The organism is Kitasatospora sp. NBC_01539 (assembly GCF_045040525.1).
Taxonomy (GTDB): domain Bacteria; phylum Actinomycetota; class Actinomycetes; order Streptomycetales; family Streptomycetaceae; genus Kitasatospora.
Genome location: NZ_CP109390.1, coordinates 163272 through 183174, shown reverse-complemented (window position 1 = coordinate 183174; position 19903 = coordinate 163272). Strand labels below are relative to the sequence as shown.

18 protein-coding genes are annotated in these 19903 nt (G+C 75.3%); 7 read left to right on the top strand and 11 right to left on the bottom strand.

Features of this window, described 5'->3' with window-relative positions; translation table 11 throughout:
• Positions 1-32: 32 nt before the first annotated feature.
• Positions 33-1424 (bottom strand): GH1 family beta-glucosidase, encoded by a 1392-nt coding sequence (locus tag OG335_RS00815; RefSeq protein ID WP_405008981.1) that lies wholly within the window; start codon positions 1422-1424, stop codon positions 33-35.
• A gap of 273 nt (positions 1425-1697) precedes the next feature.
• On the opposite strand from OG335_RS00815, the gene OG335_RS00810 reads away from it, so the two are divergent.
• Positions 1698-2723 carry a LacI family DNA-binding transcriptional regulator gene (locus OG335_RS00810; RefSeq protein ID WP_405008980.1) on the top strand — a complete coding sequence of 342 codons (1026 nt, stop codon included), beginning with the start codon at positions 1698-1700 and terminating at the stop codon, positions 2721-2723.
• Between the two features lie 93 nt (positions 2724-2816).
• Positions 2817-3737 (top strand): Rieske 2Fe-2S domain-containing protein, encoded by a 921-nt coding sequence (locus tag OG335_RS00805; RefSeq protein ID WP_405008979.1) that lies wholly within the window; start codon positions 2817-2819, stop codon positions 3735-3737.
• Positions 3738-3844: 107 nt separating this feature from the next.
• On the opposite strand, the gene OG335_RS00800 is transcribed toward OG335_RS00805, so the two are convergent.
• Positions 3845-4582: an SAM-dependent methyltransferase gene (locus OG335_RS00800; protein ID WP_405008978.1), complete on the bottom strand. Its 738-nt coding sequence runs from the start codon at positions 4580-4582 to the stop codon at positions 3845-3847.
• 119 nt (positions 4583-4701) lie between these two features.
• Between OG335_RS00800 and OG335_RS00795 the strand changes: the two genes are divergently transcribed.
• Both OG335_RS00795 and OG335_RS00790 read left to right on the top strand, forming a co-directional pair.
• Complete coding sequence (locus tag OG335_RS00795) at positions 4702-6318, top strand: CHAD domain-containing protein (RefSeq protein ID WP_405008977.1); 1617 nt, start codon at positions 4702-4704, stop codon at positions 6316-6318.
• An 83-nt stretch (positions 6319-6401) separates the two neighbouring features.
• Positions 6402-6755 carry a hypothetical protein gene (locus tag OG335_RS00790; RefSeq protein WP_405008976.1) on the top strand — a complete coding sequence of 118 codons (354 nt, stop codon included), beginning with the start codon at positions 6402-6404 and terminating at the stop codon, positions 6753-6755.
• Positions 6756-6805: 50 nt separating this feature from the next.
• Here OG335_RS00790 and OG335_RS00785 read toward each other — a convergent pair whose 3' ends face one another.
• The gene (locus OG335_RS00785) at positions 6806-7264 is read right to left on the bottom strand and encodes a carboxymuconolactone decarboxylase family protein (protein WP_405015277.1); all 459 of its coding nucleotides are present in this window, start codon (positions 7262-7264) and stop codon (positions 6806-6808) included.
• A 347-nt stretch (positions 7265-7611) separates the two neighbouring features.
• Here OG335_RS00785 and OG335_RS00780 point away from each other — a divergent pair, with 347 nt between their 5' ends.
• Positions 7612-8475, top strand: coding sequence for a universal stress protein (locus OG335_RS00780; protein ID WP_405008975.1), 864 nt, complete (start codon positions 7612-7614; stop codon positions 8473-8475).
• Between the two features lie 27 nt (positions 8476-8502).
• Here the strand turns inward: OG335_RS00780 and OG335_RS00775 are convergent, their stop codons facing one another.
• The 4 genes from OG335_RS00775 to OG335_RS00760 form a co-directional block, all read right to left on the bottom strand.
• A complete protein-coding gene (locus tag OG335_RS00775; RefSeq protein WP_405008974.1) occupies positions 8503-9183 on the bottom strand; it encodes a class F sortase in 681 nt (226 codons plus the stop codon).
• Between the two features lie 73 nt (positions 9184-9256).
• Positions 9257-9922 carry a hypothetical protein gene (locus tag OG335_RS00770; protein ID WP_405008973.1) on the bottom strand — a complete coding sequence of 222 codons (666 nt, stop codon included), beginning with the start codon at positions 9920-9922 and terminating at the stop codon, positions 9257-9259.
• A 378-nt stretch (positions 9923-10300) separates the two neighbouring features.
• On the bottom strand, positions 10301-11233 hold the full coding sequence (locus tag OG335_RS00765) for a polysaccharide deacetylase family protein (RefSeq protein ID WP_405008972.1): 933 nt from the start codon (positions 11231-11233) through the stop codon (positions 10301-10303).
• A 570-nt stretch (positions 11234-11803) separates the two neighbouring features.
• On the bottom strand, positions 11804-12619 hold the full coding sequence (locus OG335_RS00760) for a maleylpyruvate isomerase family mycothiol-dependent enzyme (protein ID WP_405008971.1): 816 nt from the start codon (positions 12617-12619) through the stop codon (positions 11804-11806).
• Positions 12620-12859: 240 nt separating this feature from the next.
• Here OG335_RS00760 and OG335_RS00755 point away from each other — a divergent pair, with 240 nt between their 5' ends.
• On the top strand, positions 12860-13753 hold the full coding sequence (locus OG335_RS00755; RefSeq protein ID WP_405008970.1) for a glycosyltransferase family 2 protein: 894 nt from the start codon (positions 12860-12862) through the stop codon (positions 13751-13753).
• Positions 13754-13905: 152 nt separating this feature from the next.
• On the opposite strand, the gene OG335_RS00750 is transcribed toward OG335_RS00755, so the two are convergent.
• Positions 13906-14832: an aminoglycoside phosphotransferase family protein gene (locus OG335_RS00750; RefSeq protein ID WP_405008969.1), complete on the bottom strand. Its 927-nt coding sequence runs from the start codon at positions 14830-14832 to the stop codon at positions 13906-13908.
• Positions 14833-14948: 116 nt separating this feature from the next.
• The gene (locus tag OG335_RS00745) at positions 14949-15776 is read right to left on the bottom strand and encodes a glycosyltransferase family 8 protein (RefSeq protein ID WP_405008968.1); all 828 of its coding nucleotides are present in this window, start codon (positions 15774-15776) and stop codon (positions 14949-14951) included.
• Positions 15777-16032: 256 nt separating this feature from the next.
• Between OG335_RS00745 and OG335_RS00740 the strand changes: the two genes are divergently transcribed.
• Positions 16033-16929 carry a TauD/TfdA dioxygenase family protein gene (locus OG335_RS00740; RefSeq protein ID WP_405008967.1) on the top strand — a complete coding sequence of 299 codons (897 nt, stop codon included), beginning with the start codon at positions 16033-16035 and terminating at the stop codon, positions 16927-16929.
• Between the two features lie 194 nt (positions 16930-17123).
• Here the strand turns inward: OG335_RS00740 and OG335_RS00735 are convergent, their stop codons facing one another.
• On the bottom strand, positions 17124-18506 hold the full coding sequence (locus OG335_RS00735) for an aspartate aminotransferase family protein (RefSeq protein ID WP_405008966.1): 1383 nt from the start codon (positions 18504-18506) through the stop codon (positions 17124-17126).
• Between the two features lie 86 nt (positions 18507-18592).
• Positions 18593-19879: a cytochrome P450 gene (locus OG335_RS00730; protein ID WP_405008965.1), complete on the bottom strand. Its 1287-nt coding sequence runs from the start codon at positions 19877-19879 to the stop codon at positions 18593-18595.
• Between the last annotated feature and the right edge of the window lie 24 nt (positions 19880-19903).

The following is a 19903-nucleotide window of genomic DNA, read 5'->3' as shown; positions in this document are numbered from 1 at the left end:
GCGGGGACGGCCCGGCCCGGCCGCCGCGCAGGCTACGGCAGGCCGTTGGCGGCGATCACCGAGGCGTACCAGGCGGCGCTCGCCTTGGGGATGCGGCGCTGGGTCCCGTAGTCGACCCGGACGATCCCGAAGCGCTTGCCGTTGCCCTCGGCCCACTCGAAGTTGTCGAGCAGGGACCACAGGAAGTACCCCCGGACGTCGGCGCCCTCGGTGACGGCCCGGTGGAGCGCGGCGAGGTGGTCGCGGAGGAAGGCGATGCGCTCGTGGTCGTCGACGTGTCCGTCGGGCCCGGGCAGGTCCTCGTAGGCGGCGCCGTTCTCGGTGACGAACACGGGGAGACCGGGGTGGTCGGTGGTGATGCGCCGCAGCACGGCGTGCAGCCCGTCGGGGTGGACGTCCCAGCCCATGGCGGTGACGCGTTCGCCGTCGGGGTGGAAGGCGACGTCCTGGGCCCCCGGCCAGGCGCCCGGCCCCTGGGCGGGGTGGCCGCCGCTGACGGTGTGGGTGCTGTAGTAGTTGACGCCGACGAAGTCGATCGGGGCGGCGATCGCCTTCTCGTCCCCCGGCCGGACGTGGGCCGTGCCGGCGGTCCTGTCGATGTGGTCGAGGATGTCCTGCGCGTACGCTCCGTGGGTGATCGGTTCGAGGAACAGCCGGTTCATGAGCAGGTCGATCCGGTGGGCGGCGTCCAGGTCGCGCGGGTCGTCCGTCAGCGGGCGTACGGGGTAGAAGTTCGGGGCCGGACCGACGAGCGGCGGGTTGGCGCCGGCCCGGAGCCGCTCCGTCGCCAGGCCGTGTCCCAGCAGCAGGTGGTGGGCGGCGCGCAGGGAGGCGGCCGGGTCCTGCACCCCGGGGGCGTGGATGCCGCTGCTGTAGCCGAGGAAGGCCGAGCACCAGGGCTCGTTCAGGGTGATGACGGTCGGCAGCCGGTCGCCCAGGTGGTCGCGGACGAGCTCCGCGTAGTCGGCGAAGCGCAGGGCGGTGTCCCGGTTGCGCCAGCCGCCCGCGTCCTCCAGCGCCTGCGGGAGGTCCCAGTGGTAGAGCGTGGCCATCGGTTCGACGCCCTGCTCGTCGAGCGCGTCGAGCAGCCTGCGGTAGAAGTCGACGGCCCGGGGGTTCACCGGTCCGGTGCCGTTCGGCTGCAGGCGGGCCCACGAGAGGGAGAACCGGTAGTCCGTCAGCCCCAGCCCGCCCATGAGCGCCGCGTCCTCGCGGTAGCGGTGGTAGTGGTCGACGGCCAGGTCGCCGGTGGCGCCGTCGGCGATCCTGCCGGGCGTGTGGGCGAAGGTGTCCCAGATGGACGGCGCCCGGCCGTCCTCGTCGACGGCGCCCTCGATCTGGTACGCCGACGTGGCCGCCCCCCAGCGGAAGCCGTCGGGGAAGCGGAGACCCGCGGTCGGACCGGGGCGGGCAGGAGTGCTCATGGTGGGGTCTGCTTTCCGGTCGGCGGCCGGCCGTCGTGGTGCGGCGGCTGCGGGTGCTGTGCGGGGTGAGCGGACGCCGGCCGGCCGCGGGCCCGGCGTGGGTCGGTCGATTCTCACGTGCACGGATAACGTTGTCCAGAGGCCTGCGGTCACCTCGCGGGGGTGTCGCCCCCGTACGCGGTCGGGCCCGCGCACCACCGGCCCGCCGCGGGCCCGGAGTCGGCCCAGCGGCGGCCCCGGGGGCCGGGCGGAGGGCGCGGGGCCGTACGCTCGGTGGTCATGAGCAGCCGCCCGCCCGCCCGGCCCACGATGAAGGACGTCGCGGCCGCGGCCGGCGTCGGGCTCAAGACCGTGTCCCGTGTCGTCAACGACGAGTCGGGCGTCAGCTCGGAGATGGTCATCCGGGTCCGCACGGCGATCGACGCGTTGGGCTTCCGCCGCAACGACAGCGCCAGGCTCCTGCGCACCGGGAGCACCGCCAGCATCGGCCTGCTGCTGGAGGACATCGGCGACCCGTTCTCCTCCGCGCTGTCGAGGGGGGTGGAGCAGGTCGCACGGGCGCACGGCAAGCTGCTGTTCACCGGTTCGAGCGAGGAGAGCGCGCCGCGCGAGCGTGAGCTCGCCCTGGCGCTGTGCGCCGGCCGGGTGGACGGACTGCTGGTGGTGCCGGCCGGCGACGACCACCGCTACCTGCTGCCCGAGATGGCGGCCGGGGTGCCCGTGGTCTTCCTGGACCGTCCCGCGACCGGCATTCAGGCGGACGTCGTGCTCAGCGACAACGTCGGCGGCGCCCGCCGGGCGGTGGAGCACCTGATCGGGCACGGACACCGCCGCATCGGCTTCGTCGGCGACCTGCCGCACCTCTACACGTGCGCCGAACGCCTGAGCGGCTACCGCGCCGCGCTGGAGGACGCCGGACTGCCCGTCACCGACAGCCGGATCGCCACCGGCCCCACCGACCCGCGGAGCGTGGCCCGCGCCGTCGCCCGGCTGACCTCGGGGCCGGAGCCGGTCACCGCGCTGCTGACGGCGAACAACCGGGTCACCGTGGGCGCGCTGGGGTACCTGGCGGGCCGGTCCGGGCGGCCCGCGCTGGTGGGGTTCGACGACCTGGAGCTCGCCGCACTCCTCTCGCCCGGGCTGACCGTGGTCGCCCAGGACCCGGACACACTGGGGCGGACGGCGGCCGGGCTGCTGTTCGAGCGACTGGAGGGCGACACCTCGCTGCCGCGACAGGTGGTCCTGCCGACCCGCCTGATCGTCCGCGGATCCGGCGAGACCCCGCCGGACGCCGTCTGAGCGCCGCCGCTGCCGCCGCCGCTGCGGCTACGCCCGGGCGGTCGCCACGGCCCGCCGGATGCCGCGAGGGCGGCGAGGGTGCAGCGTTGTCCCATGGGCACCTTCGTTGCGCGCATCAGGGCCGCCGTCCGGTCGGACGGCTCGCACGGCCCGGCCGACCGGCTGGTCAGGGCCTTGGACGCGGTCGGGGAGGCGGACGAACTCGACGTCTTCACCGGGCCGGTCCGGCGAGCCGTGAAGGCGCTGCCGCTCGGCCCGGTGCGGGACGTGCTGCACGGCCGCCCGTTCGGACACCCCCTGCACCCCGCCCTCGTCCACGTGTCCCTCGGCGCCTGGGTGTCCGCCTCGGTCCTCGACCTCGCCGGCGGGTCCGAACGCCAGGCCCGGCTGCTCGTCGGTTTCGGCACGGTCGCCGCCGCGCCCACCGCCTGGTCCGGCTGGGTCGACTGGGCCGAGCAGCACGACCCGCAACTGCGGACCGGCCTGGTCCACGCCGCCTCGATGGCGACCGCGGCCGGCCTCTACGGCACCTCCTGGGCGGCGCGCTCCCTGGGCCGGCACTCCCTCGGCAGGGCGCTGGGCTTCGCGGGCCTGGCCGTGGCGGGCGCGGGCGCCGCGGTCGGCGGCCACGTCGCCCACCGGCAGGCCGCCGTGGCGAACAAGGCCGAGCCGGTGCCGTTCACCGTCGGGCCGGGCTGGCACCCGCTCGGACCACTGACCGGCATCCCCGTCGGCGAGCCCTGCCGACGCACGGTCGGCGAGGTGCCCGTGGTGGTCGTCCGGGAGGCCGACGGCGCGGTGCACGTGCTGGCCGACCGGTGCAGCCACCGCTCCGGCCCCCTCTCGGACGGCACCGTGGCCGACGGCTGCCTGCGCTGTCCGTGGCACGGCAGCACCTTCCGGCTGTCCGACGGCTGGAACGTCCGCGGGCCCGCCACCGCGCCGCAGCCGAGGTTCGACACCCGGACGGACCCGGACGGCACCCTGTACGCCCGGCTGCCGCAGGCGGACTGACCCTCCTCCCCGCGCGGCGGACCGCCCGCCGCGGCAGCCAACCACTCCGCCCGTGTCACCCCGCCCGTGTCACCCCGCCCGTGTCACCCGGCCCGTGTCACTCCGACTCACTCCGACGTGCGACGCAGGACGAGGGTGACGAAGCCCCAGGTGTCCCGGTAGCCGTGCAGCCACTCGCCGAGCCGTGCGGTCGACCGCGCGAGCGCGTCGGCGGCACCGGGCGTGCCGGGCCGGTCCAGGCCCCACGCGGCGAGGGTGCCCCAGCAGGCCCACTCGTAGGCGTCCAGCTCCTGCCGGGAGCTGACATGGCCGTCGACGGGAGTCCAGCCGTCGGCCACGACACGGTCCACCGTCGTGGCGAGGTCGTCGAAGTCGCCGAGTATCGCGACGCCCTCCGGCGTCGGCGGACGCTGCCAGAAGCCGTCGCCGACCAGGACGCTGCCGCCCGGCGCGAGGTGGGCCCGCGCGGCCGCCAGCGTGGGGAGCAGACCGCCGAACGCATGCGAGGAGCCCACGCTCAGCACGGTGTCGAACCGGTGCGGCGGGGCGAAGTCGGCGGCCGGCGTGCGGTGCAGGGCGAGGCGGTCGCCCACCCCCAGGTCTGCCGCCCGCTCCCGGGCGGTGGCCAGCGCGGTTTCGGAGACGTCCACGCCCTCGGCGAGCACGTCCGGGTGGGCGGTCAGTGCGCGCAGCAGCCACTCCGCCGTCCCGCAGCCGAGGTCGAGGACGCGCGCGTCCGGGCGGGCGACGGCGCGCCCGAGCAGCCGCCGCACCGACAGGTCGTCCAGCGGGGCCTTGATCGGATGGGACGTGTGCGCGAGGGCCGAGAACTGTTCGTGATCCATCGGCGCAGCCTCGCAGGCCGAGGCCGTCGGCACACCTGGTTTTCGGGTGCTGCCTCCCCGCGGCCCGGACGGTGGCGGCCGAGGGGCGTAACCGGGCGCCGGACGGGCAGGCGCGGAGCATGCGTGCAGACCAGATCGAGCAGGAGCGGAAGTACCAGGGCGGACCGCTGCCGCAGCACCTCGACCGGGTGCCGGGCGTGGCACGCGTGCTGCCGGCCGACCCGCAGGAGCTGGACGCCGTCTACTACGACACGGCCGACCACGCCCTGCTGCGCCGGGGCATCACGCTGCGCCGCCGCACCGGCGACCAGGACGCGGGCTGGCACCTCAAGGTCCCGCGGGGCCCGGACACCCGAGAGGAGATCCACGCCGCGGACCCGGACGCCGCGGACCGGGACGGCGCGGACCCGGGCACGGAGCGGCCGGAGGTGCCGACGGACCTGGCACTCCGGGTGGCCGTGTTCGCCCGAGGGCACGCGCTGCGGCCCGTCGTCCGCATGCACACGCACCGGCGCCGCCACCACCTCCTCGACGGCGGCGGACACGTCCTCGCGGAGATCACGGAGGACGCGGTCGAGGCCCGCGTCCCCGGCCCGGCGGACCTCGGCCCGACGGACCACCCGAACGTCGCCCCGAACGGCTCCGGCCACGGCACACCCGCTACCGCCGTCTGGAACGAGATCGAGGTCGAGCTCGCCGACGGCGACACGGCCCTGCTCGACCACGTCGACGAGGTGTTCACCGGCGGAGGCCTGGCACGGTCCCCGCACCCGTCCAAGCTCGCCCGGGCCCTGGGCGAACTCGGGCGGACGGACGCGCCCGGCGGACCGCCCGGACCGCCCCCGGCACGGCTGCCCGAGGGCACCCCCGCCGCCGTCGTGGCCGCGCGCATCCGCGACCTGGTCGACTCGCTCGTCGACCTCGACCCGCGGGTGCGCCTCGACGAACCCGACGCCGTCCACCGGATGCGCGTCACCGCACGCCGGCTGCGCAGCGTCCTCACGGCCCACCGGCGGCTCCTCGACCGCCGCCGCTCCGACCCGCTCGCCGAGGAACTGCGCCTGCTCGGACGGACGCTCGGCAGGGCGCGCGACCAGGAGGTGCTCGGCGAACGGCTCGTCACCGCCCTCGACCGCCTCCCCGGCCCGCTGCGCGGCGCCACCCTGCGCGGCCGGCTCACCGCGCACTACGCCCGGCAGTACCGCCGCGCCTGGCGACAGGTGCTCGACGACCTCGACGACCCCCGCCACCACCGGCTGCTCGACGAGGCCGAACGCTTCGCCGCCGACCCGCCCTTCACCGCCGCAGCACGGCGGACGAAGGCCCCGGCGTACTTCTCCCGCACCCTGCGCCGCGAACAGCGCAGGGTCGTGCGGCGGCTCGACTCGGCCCTCCGGCTCGGCCCCGGGCCGGACCGCGACGCCGCCCTGCACCGGGCACGCAAGGCGGCCAAGCGAGCCCGCTACGCCGCGGAGAGCGCCCGCCCGGTCGCCCCGAAGCGGGCGAAGAAGCTCGCCGGGCGGATGAAGGACCTGCAGCAGGCGCTCGGCGCCCGCCAGGACACCGCCGTCGCGCGCGCGGCCCTGGTGGACCTCGGCAGCGGCGGCGACGACGGGTTCGCCCTCGGCGTGCTGTACGGCCTGCAGCAGTGGGACGCCGCCGAGGCCGAGCGCCGGGTGCCCGCCCTGCTCCGGCGCGCCCGCCGTCCGCGCCTCACCCGGCTCACCCGGACGTGAGCCGGGCGCGGCCCGGGCGAGCGGTGGGGCCGGATGGCCCGACGGCAGGTGCGGTGCGGGCGTGCCCGGGCCACCGTGGAGCGATGGACCTCATACACGTGCTCGAACTGGACACCCCGTCGAACGTCCGCCTCTGCGACACCGACGCCGCAGGGGCGGCGGCGCCCGTGCTGCGCGTCCACGCCGCCGCCCCCGACGTCGTCCAGACGCTGTGCGGGCGGGCCACCCGCAGCATGACCCGCGAACCGGCCCACGGGGGCGCGTCCGAGGAGTCCTGGTGGCCCGCCCGGTGGCGGCACCGGGTGTGCCCGGTCTGCGCGGTGCTGCTCCCCTCCACCGGACCCGCGGCGAAGCCTCGTCCCGGGCGGCGCAGGCCGGGCGGATCCGGCCGGCGCCGCGGGCCCACGGCACCGTCCGGGCGCCCGCCCTCCCCGTGAGCGGCCCGCAGCCGGTGGCGGGGACTCCGCGCCGGGTCGGTGGCCGGCCGTCAGGTCCACTGCTCGGCGGGGGACCTGCCCGGCAGCGGCTTGCCGATCAGGGCGAGCGGAATGAAGAAGCAGACCTGGCCGATGGCGATGGTGAGGGTCGTGAGCGCGGTCGGGTCGTAGTGCCGGGCGGCCTCGGCGTAGAGGTCGTCCGGCACCCGCTCGCCGTCCGGGGAGGGCAGGAGGACGGCGTCGACGAGGGCGAGCGCGGCCCGTTCGGCGTCGGTGAAGCAGGTGGCGTCGCGCCAGGCCGCGACGGCGCCGATGCGCTCCTCGCTCTCGCCGGCCTTGCGCAGGCCGGTGGAGTGCAGCACGGTCAGGTAGGCGCTGTCGACGATCCGTCCGGCCCGCAGGTGGACCAGTCCGATCGTCGAGCGGGGCACGCTGTGGTTGCCGGTGGCGCGGAACAGCCACCCGCCGAGCTCCTTCAGCTCCGGCACCAGCGCGGTCGGGTCGGACATCCGCGAGGCGGACTGCTGCGGGGCGTCGGTGTCGGCGTCGCCGGTGGTGCCGGCGTCGGTGGTGGTGTCGGTGGTCATGGTCGTCGTCCTCTGCGGTGGTGGGCGGTTGCCGTCACTGCTCTGACGGATCGCGCGCAGGAGATGTGACAGGACACCCGGACGATCTTCCGCGGCCCGCGGGAGCATCCGGGCGCACGGCGCACCGGGCACGGCGCACCGCCGGAGGGCCCGACCGGCCCGCCGCCACCCGGCCGCCGGAGCGGGACCCGCGCGTCCCGCCGCCGACTTCCGCCGACGCGGCCCAGGATGGGGGAGTGCGAGTGCCCGGTGACGAGAGGACGGCGGACATGGCGGTCCGGTGTGTGGTGGCGGCGGTCGACGGCTCGCCGGAGAGCCTGCGGGCGGTCGACCGGGCGGCCGACGAGGCGGCGCTGCGGCGCGTGCCGCTCCGGCTCGTCCACGCCTGCCTGTGGGAACGGTACGAGCGGGACACCCCCGACGAGGACGAGCCGCTGTCCGTCCGCGCGGAGGTGCGGCAGTTGCTCGCCACCGCGCAGGCCCGGGCGGCCGCGAGGCGTCCGGAGGTCGTGACCGCGACGGAGGTCGTCCCGGAGGACCCGGTGCCCGCGCTGCTCGGGCTGGGCGGCCTCGCGCCGCTGCTGGTGCTCGGCCACCGCGGCCGCGGCGGATTCGAGGGACTGCTCCTCGGGTCGATCGGCCTCAAGGTCGCCGCGCGGGCCGACTACCCGGTGATGGTGGTCCGCGGGGAGGCACCGGCACCCGGGAGCCGGGTCGGCGAGGTCGGCAGGGTCGTCCTCGCGGTCGGCGACGAGACCCCGGGCGGGGCCGTCACGGAGTTCGCCGTCGAGGAGGCACGGCTGCGGGGCGCCGACCTGGACCTGGTGCACGCCTGGCAGCGCGACTCCCTGCTGTCGGGCACGTCCGTCCTGATGACCTCCGCCGGTCCGGCCGACATCGCCGCCCAGGTGCTGGCGGAGGTCGGGCTCCCGGACACCACCGGGCTGACCGTCCGGCGGCGGGCGGTGCGGGGACGGGCTGCCGCGGTGCTGCTGGACGCGGCCGCGGAGGCCGACCTGGTCGTGCTCGGCGCGCACCCCCGGCACCGCCACGGCGGCCTGCAGCTCGGCTCCGTCGCCCACGCGGTGCTCCACCACGCGCCGTGCCCGGTCGCCGTCGTGCCCGGCCCCTGACCGCGGGCAGGCCGCCGCGCGGTCAGATCAGCCCGTCACGTCGGTCAGCGACGCGTAGACCACGGTGTTGGCCGAGTACCCGGCCGCCGGGCTGTAGCTGCCGCCGCAGGTGATCAGCCGCAGCTCGGGCGTGCCGGAGCCGCCGTACACCCTGTCGTCGGGGAAGTCCTTCTTCTCGTAGACCTCGACGGCGTCGACGGTGAAGACCGCCGTGCGCCCGTCCGTCCGGGTGATCTCGACCGTGCTGCCCTTGCCGAGCGCACCGAGGCCGAAGAAGACGCCGGGCCCGCGGCTGGTGTCGACGTGGCCGACCACCACCGCGGTCCCCGCGGAGCCGGGCGGTGTGCCGTCGCCGTTCCAGCCGGCGACCGCGGGACCGTCGGCGGGCGGGGGCGTGAGCGTGCCGTCCGGGGAGAGACCCAGCCGTGTCACGGGGCTGTCCACCCCGATCGCCGGGATGCGGAGCCGGACGGGGTCCGCCGGGGGCAGCGCGGCCGCCCCCGGCGGAGGCGGGTCCGGGGCAGGGTCGGACGGCGTCCCCGCGAGGGTGGGGGCGGGGGAGAACGCCTGGGCCGCGGACGGCTGCGGCGGTGCCGTCGTACGGGCTCCGTCGACCACCAGCCAGGGACCGGCCACCAGGGCCGCGCCCAGGAGCAGGGCGGAAGGGGCGGGTGCACGCCGACGCGCACCTGTGGTCTTGCCTGGCATGGTGATCGGTCCCTGGTGTCGCGGTGGGGTGGGCCCGCCGGGCCGGGATCACGGCCCGGCGGTGGACGGTGCGTCAGCGCCCGGAGGGAGCCTGCTGCGGGCGACGGTTGCGGAGACGGACCGCACCGCCCACGCCGGCGGCCGCGAGGAGCCCGGCGCCCAGGGCGACCTGGCCGGTGCCGCCGCCCGCGGTGCCGCCGGCGCCCGCATCGACCGCCCCGTGGGGCCGGCCGCCCTCCTCACGGCCCTCGCTGCGGCCCTCGCCACGGCTTTCGTCCCGGGCCTCGCCGCTGCCCTTGCCGCCGTCCTCCGCACGGGCCTCGCCGCTGCCCTTGCCGCCGTCCTCCGCACGGGCCTCGCCGCCGCCCTTGCCGCCGTCCTCCGCACGGGCCTCGACGCGGACCTCGACCGTGCCGCTGGTCTGGATCCGCGGCGGGCACTTGGCGATGACCTGGTACGTGCCGGGAGCGGTGTCCTCCGGAACGGTGAACTCGCCGCTCAGCCTGCCCTGGCCGTCGCTCTCCGTGAGGTGGAAGTCGCCGCCCGCCTCCGAGTTCCCCTTGCCGTAGGTGATGTCGGGGGCGCAGGCGGTCGTGGTGACCCGGACGGTCGATCCGGGCTGGGCGATCGCCGGACTGATCTCGATGCCGGAATCTGCCTCCGCGGCAGCCGCGGGGACGGCGATGCCGACCGTGCCGACCGCCAGGAACGCGCCGGCGACCATACGTGCGATGTGCATGGGTGTCCTTTGTTCGAGCACGCCCTGGGCCGACTGCCCGGGGCATGAGGGGTTCCACCCCAGAGGCAACCGACACCCCGTCACCTCGGCAACCTGGCAGATCGTCATCTCCCGTCCTGAGCGCCGGTCGGGCCGCCCCCGAACCCTTCGTGCACGGGGCGGCGGCGGCCCGCAGGACGTACTCGCGAAAGTCGGACGGCAGGCGGCAGAACGGGTGACAGGGCGTCAGGCGGAGGGGCCGGCCGGCCCGCGTCCCGGGCTGTTTCCCGGCCCGGGTGCTGCGGTGTCGGTCGCCGGGGTGCCGGGGTGCCGGGTGCTGCGGTCCCGGGGGTGTCCGCGGGGGCCGCGCGACGGGTCACGCCGTGCGGGGCGGCGCGCTCACCGGGGAGGGACGGCCGGGGAGGGGTCGGCCGGGGAGGGGTCGGCCAGGGAGGGGTCGGCCGGTGAGGGGCGGCCGGGCCAGAGCTCCCGGAGGGCCGTGTAGTCGATGACGGTGACGCCCTCCGCACGGATGAGGTCGTGGCTCAGCGGCGAGGTCAGGAACGCGTGGTCCGTCTGCCGGACACGCCAGTCGGGGTCGGCCGCGCGGGCCTCCGCGCTCCCCGAGCCCGGGTGCACGGCCCACTCGCTCAGGCCGGGCGGGAGCTCGTGCAGCAGCCGGGTGTACTGCTCCGCCTTGCCGTCGAGGCCGAGGGAGAAGCTGTCGAGGAAGTCGTGGTCGACGACCGGCAGGCCCTGCCTGCGCAGCTCCCGCCGCGCCGGGTCGAGCCAGACCCGTACGGCCAGGCCGTACTCCGCGGCCAGGTGGCGGGTGAGGTCGAGGATGTCGTCGCGTCCGCCGTCGGCGAGGCAGTGGAAGTCGAGGTGGGTCGGTGACAGCCCTGCGGCGTCGACGGTGTCGATCTGCGCGCGGAACTCGGTCTCGACCTCCTCGATCCTGGCCCGGGCCAGGAGGGCCGAGCGGCCCGCGGGAGTGGGGGCGAAGAGCGCTCCGCGGTCGTCCAGGAGGGACGGGACGGTGCCCCGCGCGGCGACCGGACCCCACGGGTTCCGGGGCGTCTCGCAGACGAGCGTGAGGTGGATGCCGAACGGCAGGGCCGGGTGCCCGTGCAGCAGGCGCATCGCGTCCGGCCCGCCGGGACAGCCCGGCATCAGGCTGCACGAGCCGGCGATGCCGTCCTCGACCGACTCGACCACGGCCCGGTTGACCGCCGGGTACAGGCCGAAGTCGTCACAGTTGACGATCAGCAGGCGGGCGTCGGGCGGAAACCCCAGGAGGCCGTTCGCCCGTGCGTCCCCGGACCTCTCCATGCCGGCAGTCTGGGGCAGGAACCCCGCTCCGCGCACGGGGTTTTCGGCCGGCGGCCCGCCCGCCCGTCCTCGCGGAGGACGGCCGGGCGGACACGGGCAGGCGGTGGTGGGACGCCCGAGATCTGGATCGGCTGCGGCACTGTCGGGGTTCGAACCCGGCGCCCCCGTGGGGGACGTTCACCAAGGAAGTATCCGCTGCCTGCGCACCGGGCGTCCCGGTGCCGCACCCTCCCGGACCGGGAGGTGCACCTGTGAAGTTGTGTGTCCGGAGATCGAGGTCGGCCGAGGTGACGATTGGCGCTCTGGGCCGCTGAGCTACCGCCGGGCGGACCGGCGGCCGGGATTCGAACCCGGGTCACCCCTTGGGAAGAGGAAGTAACCCCGGCCTGCGCACCCGGACACGACCGACCGTACAGGCCGCGAGCCCGCAGGTCGCGGGGTTTTCCGCCCGGGTGCGGGTGCGGGTGCCGCACGCGGTGGGGTCGGTCGGCGCTCTGCCGCACGGGAGGAGAACGTTCCGCCACCCCGGTGGTGACGTGCCGGTAGGGGCCAGGGGCCAGGAGCCAGGGGTCAGGGGGCCGCGAAGCGCAGCGGGAAACGGAGGGCGAGCCAGGGGCGTCGGCCCCAGGCGAGCACCCGGCCGCGGGCCAGGGCCGCGACCGGTGTGTACCGGCCCAGCGCGAGCAGGACGAACGCGACCGGTCCGGTCAGGATCGTGCAGTCGGGGCGTGGGGCCGTTCCCGGGGCCACCTCGACGGCGCCGTCGGAGAAGGTGACGGTGAGGCGGGGGCCGCGGCCCATCCGCAGGTCGTAGCGGGCGGTGTGGCCCGCCGACGCGCGGTCGTCGACGACCCGCGGCATCGCGGTCATCAGGAACGGCAGGCACAGCTCGGCCCGGTGGCGGTCGATCATGTGCGGCCGGCGGAGCGCGACGGCGATGTCGTAGCCGTGGCCGAGCATGTGGGTGAGCAGGTACGAGGCCAGCGTGGCCAGGTCCATCGCGCCCAGCGGGGTGAGCACCGGGTCGGACGGCGACCGGCGGGCGAACGCCTCGCCGAAGGACTGCGCATGCCGGGTGATCTCCGCGGCCAGGGCCGGGCCGTCGCGCTCCGGGAACACCGCCAGGGCCTCGGCGTTGGCCGCGGCGAGGCTCTGCGGGGTGCCGTCGCCGTACGTCCGTCGTTCGCCGGCGGCGAGGCCGGCCATCAGCTCGTTCGCGATGGCCAGGTGCGCCGCTGCCTCGCCGACCGTCCACTCGGCGCCGGGAATCGGCGCGGAGGTGTCGCCGCACGACCGCAGCAGCGCCGCGATGTCCTCGGCCGTGGCGACGACGGCTGCCAGGAGCTCGGCGTGCCCGGCGGCCCGGGTGGAGGAGGGAGGGATCATGGTGGTGAATGCTGACCCAGCCGGGTGCCGCTGTCCAGGGTCCGGTGCGGATCGATGCCCGGTCGTGCCCCGGTGCACGGCGGGAGGAGCCGTCCGTCGTGTCGGGGCGGGTTCGGGCGTACGGCCGGGACGGGTTCGGGCGTACGGCCGGGGCGGGGAACCGGGGGCCGGAGAATACCCGTTCGCCGACGGGGTATTCGTTCCCCGTCGATTTCAACGGGTTAGGGGAGGGCGCTGGGCATGACCATCAGAATGGTGTCGGTCGTCGGTGGGGACACGTCGTTGCTGGGAAGGTTCCTCGACCACTACCGGCGACTCGGGGTGGAGGAATTCCACGTGGTGCGCCATGTGGAGAGCATGTCCGATCCGGGCCTTCCGGAATCGATCGAGGTGATGCACCGGGCCGGGCTGGAATTCTCCCGGATATCCGAGGGGCCGTGGCACGAGCACCTGAATCCCCGGCTGATCCGCGAGACGATGGCCGAGCACCCGGACGACTGGTGGGTCGTCGCCGACCTCGACGAGTTCCAGGTCTACCCGGACACCCTCGCCGAGGCCGTCCGGCACTGCGAGCGGCACGACTACGACTACGTCGAAGGCGCCTTCCTCGACCGGGTCGCGGCCGACGGCTCGTTCCCCGAACCCGACGTGACCGGCGACACCCCGCTCTGGCAGCAGTACGGCCTGGCGGGGTTGCTGACCCTGCGGCTGATGCGGGCCCGCCCGACCAAGGTGACGCTGGCTCGCGGCCGGGTCGAACTCGGCTACGGACAGCACAACAGCTGGACCGGCCGCGGCGTGCCGACCGACAGCCTCTACACCCAGGTGCACCACTTCAAGTGGACGGCCTCCGCCCACGAGCGCCTCGTACGGCGGGTGGACGCGTACTCCACCGGCACCTGGCAGATCAACAACCCGGTGATCATCGACGAGTCGAAGGCGTTCCTGGCCCACGTCGCCGAGCACGGCGGCCGACTCGACGTCGGAGACCCCGACCTCGGCCTCCGGCCCTGCACCCTCGCGTACGGGGACTACCGGGACTGGCCGGCGCTGGCGGTGGAGCTCGGCAGCGCCTACCGGGAGTTCGACGCAGGCCGGGCGCGGCTGCGCGCGGCCGGTACGCCCGGCCTCTGACCCGCCCGACCACCCGGTACCGCCGCCCCCTGCCCGACGAGGGGGCGGTGGTGCCGGGTGCCGGGGAGGGCAGCACGGCGGGCGGGGCCGGACACCCGTGGTGCCCGGCCCCGCCCGCCGTTCCGCCCTTCGTTCCGCCCTCCGCGCCCCGGCTACGGGGCCCGCCGGTGGTCCTCGACGATCCCGTCGAGGCGGCGCCGGGCGGCAGGGGCGCGCTCCGGGTCGGCCAGGTCCTCGGCCGACGGCAGCACACTGCTCAGGCCCCAGGCACGGCCGCGCGCCCAGGTCGCGTCGTCGACGCCGAGGCCGGCGCGGAACGCGTCCCGGGTCTCCGACGGCAGGAACGTCCATGCGGCGATCATGTCGGTCGCCGGGTCGCCGACGGCGAGCGTCCCGAAGTCGATCACCGCCGTGAGCCGGCCGTCCCGGGCCAGCATGTTCGCCGGACCCGGGTCGCCGTGCACCCAGACCGGCGGCCCCTCCCACGCCGGAGCCGCCAGCGCGGTCTCCCACACGGCCGTCACGGCGTCCGTGTCGACCAGGCCCTCCAGCGCCGAGATCCGGGCGCGCATCCGCTCCGCCACCACGGGGGAGTCCCGCGGGTCGTCGAGGGCCGCCCCGCGGAAGCCGTTGCTGGCCTCGGGCGGCGGGCCGTAGGAGGCGTCGATCTTCCACAGTGCGGAGAAGAAGCCGACCAACTGCTGCGTGGCGTCGTGCAGGTCGTCGATGCGGGCGGGATCGGCGTTCTCCCCCTCCAGCCACCGGTAGACCGACCACGGGAACGGATAGTCCTCGCCGGGCGCTCCCTGGGCCAGCGGCTCGGGGACGGTCAGCGGGAGCAGCGGGGCGAGCCTCGGCAGCCAGCGCTGTTCCCGTTCCACCTGCCCGATCCACCGGGGCAGGCGGGGCAGCCGGACGGACATGGTGTCGCCCAGCCGGTAGGTCGCGTTGTCCACGCCGGAGGCGGAGACCGGCCGGACGGGGAGGTCGGCCCACTGCGGGAACTGCGCGGCCACCAGGCGGTGGACCTCCGCGGCGTCCGGGTAGACCTCGCCGGGACGCAGATGGTCGACGGTCACGGACGGTCTCCTTGCTGTCGGGGCTGTCGGGGCTGTCGGGATGGTCGGGGCGGTCGGTGTGGCCGGTCGGTCGGGCTGATCGGGCCGATCGGTCCGGCTGCCGGTCGGTCAGGCGGTCAGACGGGAACGGCGGAGAAGGAGCGGTAGACCTGCCGGAGCGCGTTGTCCGGGAAATCGTCACTCCACGGCTTGTCCCCACCGATGTAGTGGATGATTCCTTCACGGCGCGTCAGGTATTCCATCCGGCCCTGGCCGAACCGGCCGTGCACCGGGTGTTCGATGAGCTTGTTCCATTTCGACGGAACGGGCAGCCAGCGTTCCGCGAAGAGGTGGTTCAGAATGTCCTGGTCGAGCGTGGGAATGTCCTTGCCGTACGTCCGGTAGATGTGCAGGGACCGTGCGGTGATGTCCTCCGCCCGCCATTGCAGCATGTCGATGACGAGGACCCCGGCGTTGAAGTATCCCGGCGGCTTCGCCCCGGTCTGGCTGAGGCTGGCGGTCGTTCCGTCGAGCGTCAGCAGCCGCGCCGGGGCGACCTCGTTGATGACGGCCCCGATGGGCCGGCCCGCCAGGTCGATGTCGTAGAGCTCCGCCAGGTCGTCCAGCACGATGGTGTCGACGTCGAGGTAGATCACGCGGTCGACGTCGGCGGGGATCACCTCGGCGATGTGCAGCCGGTGGAGGGTGGCCGCCGTCCAGTGCTTGCGGGGCACCGCCATCTCCAGCCGGTCCGGCACGGTGTGCACCAGGGCGGTGCCGAGCGCGCACAGGGACTCCTGCAGCCGGTCGGTGCTCTCCGGGGTGAGTCCGGAGTCGATCACGTGGAAGACGATCCCGCGGTCCGCGTCCCGCAGGCCTGCGCGGATCGAGCGGGCGACGACCGTCGCCGCCGTGGCGTAGTTGTCGTCCACCGCGAACACCACATGGATGTCGTGCCGTTCCATCCCTGCTCCTCGCTTCTCGTGCCGGGCCGGATGCCGTCGCCACCCCGGTCGGGGCGGTGGCGCGGCGGGACCACCCTACGAGCCGTGGCAACGTTTGGCAATATCTGAGTGATCATCTGGCAAGGTTCGAGGCTTTGGAGTGGCGAGGTGTGGCAGTCATGGCCTGTTAGCAAGGGTGGATGGAGTGTTGCCAGACCTGGCAACAGTGCGGCATGGTGGAGGCCAGAGCCAGCCGCCCGACAGAAAGGCACGCACCGTGACCATCACCCGAACGGCGCCGGCCGAGGTCGCCGTCACCCCGCTGTCCGGCAACCTGGGGGCCGAGATCGGCGGCGTGGACGCCGCCGAGCCCCTCGACGACCGGACCGTCGAACGACTCCGCCGCGCCCTCCTCGAACACAAGGTGATCTTCCTCCGGGGCCAGCTGCTCGACTACGACAGCCAGGCCGCCTTCGCCCGGAGGTTCGGCGACCTGACCCTCGGCCACCCCATCTACAGCGCCCCCGAGGACCGTCCCGAGGTGCGGGAGATCGACTCCCGACAGGGCACCCGGGCCAACCACTGGCACACCGACCTCACCTTCGTGGACCGGCCCCCGGCCATCGCCTTCCTGCACAACAAGGTGACCCCGCCGGTCGGCGGCGACACGATGTGGGCCAACACCGTCACCGCGTACCAGGCGCTCCCGGAGCCGCTGCGGGCCCTCGCCGACCGGCTGCGCATCGTGCACAGCAACGACTCCGACTACACGGACGAGACCGTGGCGGCCCGCCGCGAGTACATCGCGACCCTGTTCGAGACCGAGCACCCGGCCGTCCACGTCCACCCCGAGACCGGCGAACGCGCGCTGCTGGTCGGCGGGTTCGCCCGCAGGGCGGTCGGCTTCACCCCGCAGGCCTCGCGCGACCTGCTGCGCATCCTGCAGGAGTACGTGACACGGCCCGAGCAGACCGTCCGCTGGCGCTGGCAGGTGGGCGACCTCGCGGTCTGGGACAACCGGGCCACCCAGCACTACGCCGTCCACGACTACGGCGCCGAGGACCGGCGTGCCGAGCGGTGCACGGTGGCCGGCACCGTACCCGTCGGTGTCGACGGCCGGCCCGGCGTCGTGGTCAGCGGCGACACCTCGGGCTACAACGCGGGCATCGCCTGACGCCGTGGGGGCGCGCCGCACCGGGCGCGCCCCCACCGCCGTACCGGGCGCGTCCCCACGAGCGTGCGTTCCGCGGCGCACGGAGAAGACCCGGAGCCTGCACGGGAGGTTCCTTCACGACGGCGGCCCCCGGGGGTTCCGCGGCCCACACCGGGCCGCGGAACCCCCGGGGGCCGCGGTGCCGTCGCCCTGCGTCAGGCGGTGGCGTACGCCACCGCGGCGGCGAGCCCGTCGGCGACGGTGGCCGCACCCTCGTCGTCGATCACCAGCGGGGGCACCGCCACGACGGACGGCCCGATCTGGCGCAGCAGGAGGCCCTGCGCCCGGGCACGGGCCACGGCACGGGCGGCGGTCTCCTCCGAGACGGTCTCCACCGCCACGATGAGCCCCAGCCCGCGAAGGTCGACGACCCCCTCGGTCCGCGTCAGGGGCGCGAGCCGGCCGAGGAGTTCGGTGCCGAGGCGCTCGGCCCGCGCGCACAGGTCGTCCTTCTCCAGGATGTCGAGGGTGGCGAGGGCGGCGGCGCACGCCACGGCGTGACCGGAGGTGGTGTGGCCGTAGCGGAGGCCTCCGACGACCGGATCGCGGTCGAAGGTGTCGTGGACGTGCTGCTGCACGGTGACCGCCGCGAGCGGCACGTACCCGCCGGTGAGGCCCTTGCTGGAGACGACGATGTCGGGGGCGACGTTCTCCCGCAGGCAGGCGAACATCCGCCCGGACCGCCCGTAGGCGGTGAACACCTCGTCGACGACCAGCAGGGTGCCGGTGGCGTCGCAGAGCTCCCGCAGCCCCCGCAGGAAGCCCGTCGGCAGCACCACGGCGCCGCCGACGTTGAGGAACGGTTCCACCACCACGGCCGCGGGCAGGTCGTCCGGGTCGTCGCCGATGGCCCGGCGGAAGGCCTCCAGCAGCGCGGGGAGCGACTCCTCGCGGCGCAGCAGGCGTGGCTCGGCGGGCAGGTCGACGAGGGTGACCGGCAGCGGCGGGCTGAGCAGGTGACGGCTGCGGGGGAGGGCGGACATGCTGCGGCTGAGCAGCGTCGCGCCCTGGTAGCCGCGGGCGAAGGTGACGACCCGCGAGCGCGGCCGGCCCACGTGCGTCCAGTACGACGTGGCGATCATGACGGCGGCGTCGAAGCCCTCGGAGCCGCTGTTGACGAAGAGGGTCTTCGACAGGCCGGGGGGCAGGAGGGCGGAGAGGCGTTCGGCGAGCAGCCCGGCGGGCTCGTGGCCGGCCACCGAGAGGTCGGCGTGGTGCAGCCGTGCGGCCTGGCCGGCGATCGCCCGCAGCACCTCGGGATGCCCGTACCCGCAGGTGGAGTTGAGGGCGGACGCGTCGACGTACCCGCGGCCGTCGATGTCCCAGACGCGGTGGCCCGAGCCGTGCGTGAGGGTGAGGGCCGAGCGGTCGGCGCTCAGCGGCGACCAGGTGTGCCAGACGTGCCGCCGGTCGCGGGCCCGCGCGGCCTCGGCCCGGTCCGCGCCGGTCGTGGATGCGCCGGCCCGGGGGGTCGGGGTGGGAGCGGGCGTGGGGGTGGTGGCTGTGGCTTCGGCCGTGGCTGTACGGGATCCGTCCATGGCGTGGTTGTCTCCTGCGCGTGTCGGAGGTACTGGGGATGCGCGGTGCGCGGCTGTCCGGGGCTTCGCGGAGGCGGCGCCCGGTGTCACCGCGGGGTGATGCGCACCGGGAGCGTCTCGGGGCCGCGGACGGCGATCGAGTGCACGGGGTGTGCGGGCCCGGTGCGGTCGATCCGGGCGGCGAGGTCGAGGAGTTCGGTGTAGAGGATGCGCATCTGCGCGCGGGCCAGCGTGCTGCCGATGCAGAAGTGCTCGCCGCCGCCGAACGCGAGGTGCCGGTTGGGGGTGCGGGTGATGTCGAAGCGGTCGGGGTCGTCGAAGACGGCCTCGTCGCGGTTGGCGGACGGCACCCACAGCACCACCCGGTCGCCCGCCTCGACGTGCCGGCCGTGGATGTCGACCGGACGGGTGGCGGTGCGCATGCTGTGGGCGGCGCTGGACGTCCACCGCAGCACCTCCTCGATCGCGGAGGGCAGCAGGGAACGGTCCTCGCGCAGTTGCCGGAGCTGGTCGGGGCGGTCGAGGAGGGCCTGCACCCCGCCCGCCAGGGCGAGCCGGCCGTTCTCGGTGGCGCCCACCAGGTTCTCGCAGTTGAGCACGATCTCGTACTCGGTGAGCGGTTCGTCGTCGATGAGCCCGCACACCAGCATGCTGGTCAGGTCGTCGGTCGGATCGGCCGTCCGGCGGTTCATCAGGTCGATGAAGTAGCCCATGAGGCGGGGGGAGGAGGCGAGGGAGAGGCCGGCCGCGAAGGCTTCGTCCGTCCACGCGAAGAGGGACTCGTGGTCCTCCTCGGGCACCCCCATGATGTGGCCGATGACGTAGATCGACAGCCGTCCGGCGACGTCGTGGACGAGGTCGCACTCGCCCTGCTCGACCGCCCGGGCGAGGATCGCCCGGGTCGCGGCCCGCATGGGCTCCTCCAGCGAGCGGACGGAGCGCGCGGTGAACCAGTCGGCGACGATGCCGCGCAGCTGCTTGTGGCGCGGGGGGTCGGTCAGGGCCAGGGTGGTCCCGCCGCCCGGGTCGTCGCCGAGTGCGGCGGACCGCAGCAGGACGCCCCGGGCGGAGCTGAACACGGCCGGGTCGCGGTAGACGGCCCGGATGTCCTCGTGCCGGGTGAGCGACCAGAAGGCCGGAAGCTCGCCCGCTTCGTGCCGGTGGACCGGCGCGTGGGCGCGCATCCACCGCCACACGGCGAACGGGTCGCCGTCGGCGTGCAGGGCGGGGTCGACGAGGGCGTCGGGTGAGGCCGGGGCGTCGGGCGCGGGCGGTGTGCCGGGCGCGGGCGGTGTCCCGGGGGGTGCGGCGGCGGGTGCGGTCGGTGGGGCGGCGGGTGCGAGGGGTTCCGGGATGGTCGTGGGTGCCGTCACGGCGGGCCTCCTGACGGGATGGAT

Coding starts and splice junctions, on each gene's coding strand:
- OG335_RS00815 (WP_405008981.1), bottom strand. CDS start 1,424: ATGAGCACTCCTGCCCGCCCCGGTCCGACCGCGGGTCTCCGCTTCCCC.
- OG335_RS00790 (WP_405008976.1), top strand. CDS start 6,402: ATGGACCTCATACACGTGCTCGAACTGGACACCCCGTCGAACGTCCGC.
- OG335_RS00785 (WP_405015277.1), bottom strand. CDS start 7,264: ATGTCCGACCCGACCGCGCTGGTGCCGGAGCTGAAGGAGCTCGGCGGG.
- OG335_RS00800 (WP_405008978.1), bottom strand. CDS start 4,582: ATGGATCACGAACAGTTCTCGGCCCTCGCGCACACGTCCCATCCGATC.
- OG335_RS00735 (WP_405008966.1), bottom strand. CDS start 18,506: ATGGACGGATCCCGTACAGCCACGGCCGAAGCCACAGCCACCACCCCC.
- OG335_RS00765 (WP_405008972.1), bottom strand. CDS start 11,233: ATGGAGAGGTCCGGGGACGCACGGGCGAACGGCCTCCTGGGGTTTCCG.
- OG335_RS00795 (WP_405008977.1), top strand. CDS start 4,702: ATGCGTGCAGACCAGATCGAGCAGGAGCGGAAGTACCAGGGCGGACCG.
- OG335_RS00760 (WP_405008971.1), bottom strand. CDS start 12,619: ATGATCCCTCCCTCCTCCACCCGGGCCGCCGGGCACGCCGAGCTCCTG.
- OG335_RS00805 (WP_405008979.1), top strand. CDS start 2,817: ATGGGCACCTTCGTTGCGCGCATCAGGGCCGCCGTCCGGTCGGACGGC.
- OG335_RS00745 (WP_405008968.1), bottom strand. CDS start 15,776: ATGGAACGGCACGACATCCATGTGGTGTTCGCGGTGGACGACAACTAC.
- OG335_RS00755 (WP_405008970.1), top strand. CDS start 12,860: ATGACCATCAGAATGGTGTCGGTCGTCGGTGGGGACACGTCGTTGCTG.
- OG335_RS00780 (WP_405008975.1), top strand. CDS start 7,612: ATGGCGGTCCGGTGTGTGGTGGCGGCGGTCGACGGCTCGCCGGAGAGC.
- OG335_RS00775 (WP_405008974.1), bottom strand. CDS start 9,183: ATGCCAGGCAAGACCACAGGTGCGCGTCGGCGTGCACCCGCCCCTTCC.
- OG335_RS00770 (WP_405008973.1), bottom strand. CDS start 9,922: ATGCACATCGCACGTATGGTCGCCGGCGCGTTCCTGGCGGTCGGCACG.